7 protein-coding genes are annotated in these 9,589 nt (G+C 67.3%); 6 read left to right on the forward strand and 1 reads right to left on the reverse strand.

Annotated features, from left to right (window positions below):
• Positions 1-1,108: 1,108 nt before the first annotated feature.
• Positions 1,109-1,729 carry a CRISPR-associated protein gene (locus ACIO5D_RS35965; RefSeq protein ID WP_400800348.1) on the reverse strand — a complete coding sequence of 207 codons (621 nt, stop codon included), beginning with the start codon at positions 1,727-1,729 and terminating at the stop codon, positions 1,109-1,111.
• A gap of 239 nt (positions 1,730-1,968) precedes the next feature.
• On the opposite strand from ACIO5D_RS35965, the gene ACIO5D_RS35970 reads away from it, so the two are divergent.
• The 6 genes from ACIO5D_RS35970 to ACIO5D_RS35995 all read left to right on the forward strand — a co-directional run bounded on the left by ACIO5D_RS35970 (position 1,969) and on the right by ACIO5D_RS35995 (position 9,368).
• Complete coding sequence (locus ACIO5D_RS35970; RefSeq protein WP_400800351.1) at positions 1,969-2,853, forward strand: phosphotransferase enzyme family protein; 885 nt, start codon at positions 1,969-1,971, stop codon at positions 2,851-2,853.
• Positions 2,854-3,152: 299 nt separating this feature from the next.
• Positions 3,153-4,544 (forward strand): hypothetical protein, encoded by a 1,392-nt coding sequence (locus ACIO5D_RS35975; RefSeq protein WP_400800354.1) that lies wholly within the window; start codon positions 3,153-3,155, stop codon positions 4,542-4,544.
• 377 nt (positions 4,545-4,921) lie between these two features.
• Positions 4,922-5,665: an NrtR DNA-binding winged helix domain-containing protein gene (locus ACIO5D_RS35980; RefSeq protein WP_400800357.1), complete on the forward strand. Its 744-nt coding sequence runs from the start codon at positions 4,922-4,924 to the stop codon at positions 5,663-5,665.
• On the forward strand, positions 5,666-6,829 hold the full coding sequence (locus ACIO5D_RS35985) for a purine phosphorylase (RefSeq protein WP_400800360.1): 1,164 nt from the start codon (positions 5,666-5,668) through the stop codon (positions 6,827-6,829).
• Entirely contained in the window at positions 6,826-8,808 is a 1,983-nt protein-coding gene (locus ACIO5D_RS35990; RefSeq protein ID WP_400800362.1) for a hypothetical protein, read from the forward strand. The genes ACIO5D_RS35985 and ACIO5D_RS35990 overlap by 4 nt, the downstream gene beginning before the upstream one ends.
• Before the next feature lie 20 nt (positions 8,809-8,828).
• Positions 8,829-9,368 (forward strand): hypothetical protein, encoded by a 540-nt coding sequence (locus ACIO5D_RS35995; protein ID WP_400800365.1) that lies wholly within the window; start codon positions 8,829-8,831, stop codon positions 9,366-9,368.
• Positions 9,369-9,589 lie beyond the last annotated feature (221 nt).

Consider the following 9,589-nt stretch of genomic DNA (forward strand, 5'->3'; position numbering starts at 1 on the left):
GGGCGACCGCCACGGGCCTGCGGACGGGCGACGCGGTGCACCGGGAACGGGTTGCGATCCTCGGCCGCCGCTGGGGGCGACCGCCACCTGGTACTACAACGGCGAGTACAACAACGGAGACCTGTTACGATCCTCTGCCGCCCCGAGGGGCGACCGCCAGTACTGTCTTCCGTCCGCGGAGTCTTTGCGAGTGTCGTAGTTGCGATCCTCGGCCACCCCGGAGGGCGACCGCCACGTGCCCTGCGGGCCGGAGTCCGCATAGCAGTGATCACAGTTGCGATCCTCGGCCACCCCAGGGGGCGACCACCACCTCGGAAGTGTCCGGGGTGCGTGAAGACGGCCATCCCAGTTGCGACCCTCCGTTCGCCACCGGGAGCGACCGCCACCGGTCACCTGACTGCACATGCCGGTCGTGATGACGTTGTTGCGATCCTCGGCCAGCCCGAAGGACGACCGCCACGAGTAGGACGGCAATCTTGCCGGCGCGGGCCTCGTGGTTGCGATCCTCGGCCGCCCGAAGGGCAACCGCCACGTGCGGTGGTCGCCGAACCGGCCCGACAGATGCTGTTGCGATCCTCGGCCGCCCCGAAAGGCGACCGCCACCAGGTGTTAGACGGCGGCGGCCATGGGCCCGTAGCCGCTGCGATCCTCGGCTGCCCCGAAGGCGACCGCCACTGCGGGTGCGATGTGACGGACCTGTGACCGAAGAGGGTTGCGATCCTCGGCCGCCCCGAAAGGCAACCGCCGCCGGGGCGCGCGTCGTACGCGGCGCGGTCGGTACGAGTTACGATCCTCTGCCCCCGAAGGGCGGCCGCCACTACGTCGTGATCGGCGAGGCGATCGAGACGCCCGAGTTGCGATCCTCGGCCGCCCCGAAGGGCGACCGCCACGCCCGGCCGCGTTCGCGGTCTGGCCAAGATCAAGTTCGTTGGGATCCTCGGCCGCCCGAACGGCGACCGCCACCTCGGCGCGGCCGCCGTGGCCACGCTTCACACGAAGTTGCGATCCATGTCGCTCGATAGGAGGACGCCTTCGCTGCAACCTGAATTGCGCTCCACTGTTGAGTTCTCAAGTTGCGAGGTAGTTGCCTGGGCGGTGCGCGGAGTGGTCAGTCCACCAGCGCAGTGAGAGTGACGCCTTCCGGGAAGTCCGTGTCGACGGTGACCTTGTAGTCGGAGTATGAGCGTGCCGCGGTGTGGCCGAGAGGGGTGACGTGCACGCGCTCCAGGAGCTTGTGGGCAGGGGCCCGGCCGTAGGCGTCGGAGTGGCTGAAGACCCAGAGGCCTCGCAGGGCCATGGAGGCCCGGGCGGCAGCCCGGTCGTGTTCCAGCATCATCTCGAAGGCCTGCCAGAGCGCCTGGAGGTCTTCACTGGTGACGCCGGTCTTAGCGGCGAGCGGGGCCGAGAAGTGGCCCGCGCCTCGATAGAGGCCGTAGGGGACAATGTTCTTGGTGCCCATCTCGGTCTGCTTGGTGGCCAGGTCCTCGACTCGGGTCGGGGTGACGCGGGTGATGGGGACTTCGATCGCGGTGACGGGGTCAATGGACCTGCTGAACGTGAGCTGCAGGGGGCCCTGGACGCGGCCGGCGGTCCGGTCGCGGTTCTTGCCGGTGGTCATGACCGCACTCATCATGCGGACGTCGAAGAAGGACTGGCACATCCAGTCGCGCTCGCGGGCCACGCCGTCGACGATGCGCTCGGCCGGCTCAGGACCGCCGTCGACGGGCACGCCCAACCTTTCGGCCGGTCCAAGACGTTCAGCCGCACCAAGCTCGCCGGGCTGCTGCTGATCATGGGGAACCCCGACGCCGCGCTTCCGGAGGCCGAGCGGGCCGTGGCCGAGGTCGCACAGCTCCGTTCGCACCGAGCTGTGCGGGACCTCCAGGAGCTGGCGAAGCTTGCACGTCGGTACGAACAGCACGCCAGGCTCGAAGGCCTGCGTATCCAGATCGCCGCTACGGTAGGTGAGTGACCACTGCCAGCGGCTCCCACGCCGTCCTGCTCAGCGCATGTGCCGAAGCCGGTCTGTCCGCCGACGGTGCCGAGCTGATCAGACTGGGCGAGAACGCCCTGTGGCGTCTTCCTGACGGTGTGGTGGCCCGCGTCGCCCGGCCTGGCCAGTGGTCCGCGGGGGTGCAGGAGATCGCGATAGCCCGCTGGCTCCACGAGTGCGGCCTGCCGGTCGTCCGTCCGCTGGAGGTGTTCTCCGCTCCGGCCCTCGTCGGCGACCAGCCTGTCACCTTCTGGCATGAACTCCCACCCCACCGACCGGGCACCGGCGCCGACATGGCGCCCCTCCTCCGCAGGTTGCACGAGCTGCCGGTACCCGAGCACATCGATCTCGGCCTCCTCGATCCGCTCGTCCGGCTCGCCGAACGGATCGACGAAGCAGTCACCCTCGACGAGTACCAGCGGCGCTGGCTGCGGGGGTACCTGGCCGACCTGCAGGCCGCATGGGACGAGCTCCCCGCCGGACGGCCTCTCTGCGTGGTCCACGGAGACGCCTGGGGCGGCAACACCGCGGTCACCCCGACCACCACGTACCTGCTCGACTTCGAGCGCTCCTCCAGGGGCCGGCGCGAGTACGACCTCGCGACGATGGCGGCCGGCTTCACGAGCTTCGGCAGCGTAACGGCGAAGCAGTACAAGGCGATCTGCACCGCCTACGGTGCCGACGTCACGGAGTGGCCGAGCTATCCGGTCCTGCGCAACATCCGCGAGCTGCGCGCCACCTGCTTCGCCCTCCAGCTCGCCGCGGCCGACCCCGCGCGGCATCGTGCCCAGGCCCACTACCGCCTCGCCTGTATCCAAGGCCGAGAAGGCGCCCGGCCGTGGGGCTGGACCGTCCTGTAGAGGGCCTCTGACCTGCGAGACCAGATCCCAGCCACACTCGCCGGCTGGCTTCTGCTCGACCATCCGCTCGGCACCCCGCCCGAACGGCTCACCGCAGCGCGATTCTTCGTCGAAGAGGTTCCTCCACCGCTACCACCCAGCCCTGGCGAGCACTGACTTCAGCGCTGAGACCGGCCGGCACAGGCCGACGAAGCATGGCTGCACGGACCTTAAAGGCTTCCGGTTCGCACAGAGCAACCTGATAGCCTGTCCGGCTGCCCTGTCGGCGGCTCACCCACCGGACGGAGGTCACCCCCTCGATGGAACCCACGGACCAGATCATGTTCCACGCCCCGCTAGTTCCGCCTCACGGCTGGAACGCCCCCGGAGAGACAGTGACCCTGTACGAGGGCACGCTCACCGGGTTCCGCCAGGGAGCACGGCAGGGGAAGATCGAGCTCACCTTCGGGGCCAAGCCGAGTCTGGAATGGTCGGTAGAGCCACACGCAGACGACTACTGGGAACTGGGGAATGACGGTGCTGTCATCGCGACGGTCGACCGGACACCACCCGTGGATTTCATAGCCAACGCCCGGCGCAACAACGCTGGATGGATCAACGGCACCAGCGACGGAGATCAGAGCACACGCCTCCAACGCCTGGTGACCCAGTGGCTGAACCTCCCCCTCTCTGCTGCGAACGCGATCTTGGGAGAGGAGACGGCTCACGGTGTTCACCGTCGGCGAGGGCGCTGGTCCATTGAGATCGAGGGATGGACGGTAACGATCGACCAGCGTCCCGATCTCTCCGCCGTTCTCAGAACGGCCACCGAACAGATCTCGTCCGTCCTGACGCACGTCATGGAACTCAAACGCACAGGTGGCGAGGACTTTTCAGTGACCCAGGGGCGAGAACTACTGGAATGCCTCCGGGTCAGCCTGTCCTTCGGGTTCGGCCGCAAGGTGGCTCCTGCGCTTCCCACGGGATACGACGCGAACGGGAGAGCCATCTGGGAGCAATGGTTCTCACCCCTCGTCGACCGGGCACAGACAATCGGATCGGGATGGCTCTACAACGGCAGCCCCGATGACTGCACCGAGCTCGTCTCGTGCGCGGTGCGCGCCTTCGCCGACACCTCACGGAGAGGGACCACCCGCTTCCAGATGCTGATGGCGACCGAGGCCGTGGCAACGGGCCTTGTCGAACAGCGAATTCTTACCGCCGCACCAGCGCTGGAGAGCCTCGCTTGGACAAAGCTGGTGCTGGGCAACTTGATGCCGCGAGGTGACTTCAAGAAATGCCCTGCCGAGGACAAGCTGCGCTATCTGCTGAAGTCTGCGGGGATACCGACATCGGTCGAAGCCACCGATCTCCCCGTGCTGGCCAAGTATGCAGCGGACCATCGGATCGACGGTCCAACGGCCGTCACGCGGATCCGAAACCGCCTCGTTCACCCCGAAGTACTCACAGATGATCTCTATGCACGTGCCGGCCTCTCGGTTGAGGTTTGGAGACTCTCCCTGCACTACGTGACCCTCGCCGTGCTCCACTCCATCGGCTATCGGGGTTCGTACCAGATGCAGCTGAAGCTCGGGGGGTGGGCCGGAGAAACACACCCTGTACCGTGGATCGACCCGACGACCGCCCCTGCCGGTCCGATCCCTCTGCCACCCGTGAGAGGCAGAGCTCGCGGGCGCACCCGCTCACGTTGAAGAGTCCGGCCTCCACCTCCCCGGTCTCGGGCTCTCCGTGTCCTGGCAGCGGCAGCCAATGAGCGCGTCGAGGACCAGATCAGCGTGCTGGTCTGGTCCTCGACGCGCTCGTCCTACTTGTTCTTATGGAAGCGCTGCCTGGCTGTCAGCCGCGTGGTGTCACGAGCCGCAGGCCCGTCCCGATGGGAGCTTCCGGCTCTCCGTCACGGCGATCGGGGCCGCGGGAACCCCCAACCCGGAACGGACTGGTGGGGTCGGTGCCAGCCGGTCGATCCATGCGGCCCCGCCACGCGCTGTGGCTGCGGAGTCGAACGGCACAGCAATCCCCACTACCCCCTTCTTGTGTAAGTGACAGTAACTGAAGTACCTTGCAGAACATGCAAGATGACGTGTGGTCACCACCTTCTGTACTGCTGACGGTCGATCTAGTGATCCTGACGCTGCGGGGGAGTCGCCTGCACGTCCTCCTGGTGGAGCGGGGCGAAGATCCCTTCCGGGGCATGCCCGCCCTGCCTGGAGGATTCCTGAGCCACGACGGTGAGGAGATTCTGGATGCCGCCCACCGCGAACTGAGCGAGGAAACGGCACTGGCGGCCGGCTGGGTGCACCTTGAACAGCTGGCCGTGTACGGAGACTCGGGCCGCGATCCGCGAGGCCGAGTCGTCTCCGTGGCCCACCTGGCGATCGCGCCGGGGCTGCCCGACCCGGTCGCGGGAACGGATGCCACCGATGCCGCGTGGGTTCCCGCGGAAGCCGTCCTATCCGACGAGGTGGAGCTCGCCTTCGACCACCGTCGAATCGCTATGGACGGGATCGAACACGCCCGCACCAAGCTCGAGTTCTCGGCGCTGGCCACAGCATTCTGCAGGGAGAACTTCACCATCGCAGAGCTGCAAGAGGTGTACGAGGCCGTCTGGGGCACCGAACTCGACACCCGCAATTTCTACCGGAAGGTCCAAGCGGCGAAGGGATTCATCGTCCCCGCCGGCACGGATCGCAGGACCACGGGAGGACGGCCCGCACGACTGTACCGAGCCGGTCCGAAGACCGTGCTGTTTCCACCGCTGATCCGACCCGTGCCATCCGCGATGGAAGAGAACACGAGAGGGGAAGAGGAATAGATGTCGAACGGCCCGGTGGTGGTTCTCACTGCCCTCAATCTTGAATACCAGGCTGTGCGCCAGAGGCTGGCGGGTCCGCAGGTGCATCGCCATGAGCGTGGTACCCGGTTCGAGGTGGGAACCGTGCAGGGCACCTCATGCCGTGTCGCACTCGGTCTGACGAGCAAGGGAAACCATTCCGCCGCAGTGATCGCTGAACGCGCGATCCAGGAGTTCTCGCCGGTGGCCGTGCTGTTCGTCGGGGTCGCCGGCGCCCTGTGGGACGCCACCAGGCTGGGCGACGTGGTGATGGCGTCACACGTGTACGCCTACCACGGCGGGACCAGCGAGGACGACGGGCTCAAAGCCCGCCCCCGGGTGTGGGAAGCACCGCACGGCATCAGCCAGCTCGCCTCGCACCTGGCCCGCTTGAACGACTGGGCGGACCCCGTACCCGGTCGCGAGGACGCGCCGCAGGTGCGCTTCGGGGCGATCGCCGCCGGCGAGGTCGTCCAGAACTCGAGGATCTCAGCCGAGGCGAAGTGGATCCGACAGCACTACAACGACGCACTCGCCATCGAGATGGAGGCGGCCGGTGTGGCACAGGCCGGCCATCTCAACGGGGCACCGGTGGCCATCATCCGGGGAATCAGCGACCGGGCAGACGGCACGAAGAACAGTGCGGATGACCGCAACTGGCAACCGAGGGCCGCAGCGAACGCGGCGGCGTTCGCCACCCGGTTGGCAGTGGAACTGGTGGGGGAACAGGAGGAGACCGCGATGCCCCGGGACGACAGGGTCCGTTCGGCCGACCGGTTCGACCGAAACGTCAGCAACACCGCCCACAACAGCACTGTCGGCATCATGGCCGGCTCGGTCACGGGCAGCAGCGTCCACATGAACGCGGCCCCGAAGGCATCCGGCCCGACGGACCTGATCGCGGAACTGAACCGTTTCCGAGAACAGCTGGGGCGGCACCGCGCCGAGGGTGCCCTCGACGAGGACACCTACCGGGAGGCCCTGACCGATCTGGACTCCGCCCTCCGGTCGGCCGGGGTAACCAGCCCTGAATCGTCGAAGCGGACGGTCATGTCGCTCAGGAGGCTGCGCGGACTGGTCGCGGAGTGCTCCGCACTGGTGGCCGAGCTGGCCCCCCTGGTCGCCGCGGCCGGTGACCTGGCATGAGCCACAACAACGGTGCCGCGTACAGCTCGGCTGCCTACGACTCCACCGTCGGGATCCAGGCCGAGACCGTACACAACTCCAACGTCTACTTCGTCCACCCGGACGCCTCGCCGCAGGAGAAGTACCGGCTGGGCGTGCGGTTCCTGGAGGACGGCGTCCCCAGCCGCGCCCGCGAAATGATCACCGATGCGATGGCCCACGGATACGACGGCGCGGAGGTTCGTTTCCACTGGGTGCTCGCCGTACTCAGCGCACGCACCTACGACGACCTCAGCACCGAAGAGGTCCAACGGCTGCACTACACCTCCGGGCTCGTACGGACCTACGCCGAGGACGGGTGGAGGGAAGCCCTGCGCGTCACTTTCGACCTGCTGGCGGTGCTCAGCAACGCCAGCGGCGAGACCGGACCCGTGCTGAAGCAGCTGCAAGACCTGCCGCTCCGCCAGCACACCGCGATCCTCCGCCACCTCGACCTCATGCTCACCGGAGGGCTGAAGGACGACCTGTGGGCGGAGACCTGCGAACGGGCCAGGGCGGAGCGCTTCGGCAACGACCGGGTCCGGCGAGTCTGGGCCTACTTCGAACCCGCCCCCATCGGGGCGCGGGCCGTTCCGCCCCGCCCGAGCACCGCTGCCGCCGCCAAGGCGGCCCTCCCCGTCCGGGCGGTCCTGTTCGCCGTCAGCAGCGTGCTCCTCTGGGCCCTGGCACTGGTCACGGATCCGGCCGAGGCGATCGTCGAGTTACTGGTGGCGCTCGTCGCGGGTCTGACCGCGGCCCGCTTCGGCATCCGGTGGTGGGGCCAGGAACCCCGGTCGGACCTCACGGCCGGGCCCCGAGTCCCTCACCCGCGCGATCCCGCCTCCGCCGAGAACGGGTTCACCAACCGCGTCCGCCATTCGTTCGATCACTACTTCAGCGTTCGCACGCCCTATGGGTTCACCCCGGACGCCTGGCTCGCCCACACCGCTCAGGTCCGCGGCAGCCTCGCCTCCGAGATCGCGGACCTCTACCGGGAGAGCCGGATCAGTGTGGACCGGGTCGCCTGGTTGATCCGGTACCTCGCTGAGGACGCCCGGAACCGCTACAACAACGGCACCCTGTTCGATGATCACCGCCAGGACCGGACTCCGGTCAGGACGAAGGCCCTGACCGTGGTGGCCCTGGCCGTTCTCGGCATCGCGGCTCTGACCGCGTTCGGAACGGCAGTCTCGGGTGCCGCCTCGCCGAGGCCGCTGTGGGCGTTCCTGGCCGTACTCGGTGCGGCCTGGTCCGGGCACGCGGCCGCCTCCCTATGGCTGAAGGTCCGACGTGAAGAGCACCGGCTTGCCCGGGAGACCCAGAAGTACCATGAACAGTTGACCGCACGACAGACCGCCTACCAGCACTGGCAGTCGTTCCTGGACGCCACGCGCCCGAGCGAGCTGGAGATGGAGACCTGGCTCACCTGTGACAAGACTTCGTTCGTCGATGAAGCGCTCCGACACCACCGGCTCACCTGGCGCGACCTGATCACTCACACCATCCTGGTAGCCCCAGCTGCTTCCTACAAACGAGGCCGGGTCAGGGGCGGCCCCTGGCGGTACTCGCACTACGTCTTCCGCCTGTTCCTGTTCACCCAGGACGGCATCCGCGAGATCAGCTCCGAGTTCAACTTCTCCGACGCAACGCGCAAGAACGAGCAGCGGAGCAACTATCGGTTCGACGCGCTGTCCTCCGTGCAGGTGACGGAGAATGTCGACGTCGGCTACGACCTGGAGCTCGTCCTCACCAACGGGCCAGCCAGGAAGATCCGCGTCAAGGACGCCGATGCCCACCAACTGGCGCCGGACGAGAACTCTCAGGAAATCTCTGAGATCAACCTCAGTGCGGCGGGCTCCACCCACACCTTCCGTCTCCTGGAGGGGATCGCGGCGGACGGGAAGGGCTGGATCGAACGGCACAGCCCCAACAACCTGACGCCCTTCCAAATCGCCGGTTGATCCTGAACTCGAGCATAGGAATGCCTGTGACCTCCACGGACGATGTCACCGAGAGCAAAATCCTGCTGGCCGAGTACGACTGCCTCAAAGAGGAACAGAAGACCCGCATAGGGTTCCGCGACAACCTGCTCTACTTCACGCTCGCCGCGGCCACTGCGGTCATGGCGATCACCGTCCAGAGCGGACAGTACCGACTGCTGCTCTCCGTCCCCGCGATCTGCCTGATCCTGGGCTGGACCTACCTGGTCAACGACGAGAAGATCTCGGCGATCGGCTGCTACGTCCGCGACCAATTGGGACCACGCCTGGGGGAACTCGCCTCCGCCCACGGCACGGTGTTCGGCTGGGAGGTCTACCACCGCAATGTTGCGGGCCGCGCCATGCGCAAGCGGCTTCAGACCGCAGTGGACCTGTTCGCATACCTGGTCCTGCCGATGGTCTGCACGACCGCGTTCTGGTGCTCTCCCACCGTTCAGCCCCTGCTCGTGCTCACTTCTGTCGCACTGACACTCGCCCTGGCCGTACTGGGCTGGCGGTTCCTGCACCGTGCGGACCAGTAGCACCAGCCCCGCCGGACCCGCGCCACACACGTACGGCGCTCCGGTGCGCGGAGGCGCGGGCCGGGACCCGCTATACAGCCGGCAAGCGTCCGGCTCGGGCCGGGGCAGCTCGTCCAGTTCGAGGGTTTAGGGACCGTATCGGGTTGTGATCAAAGGGCAGTCTGGGTGAGGTCTTTGATCCAGATCATCGAGGCGCGGAGGTGGAGGCCGGCGAGGTAGCT

It is taken from the genome of Kitasatospora sp. NPDC087315 (genome assembly GCF_044744345.1).
GTDB lineage: Bacteria > Actinomycetota > Actinomycetes > Streptomycetales > Streptomycetaceae > Kitasatospora.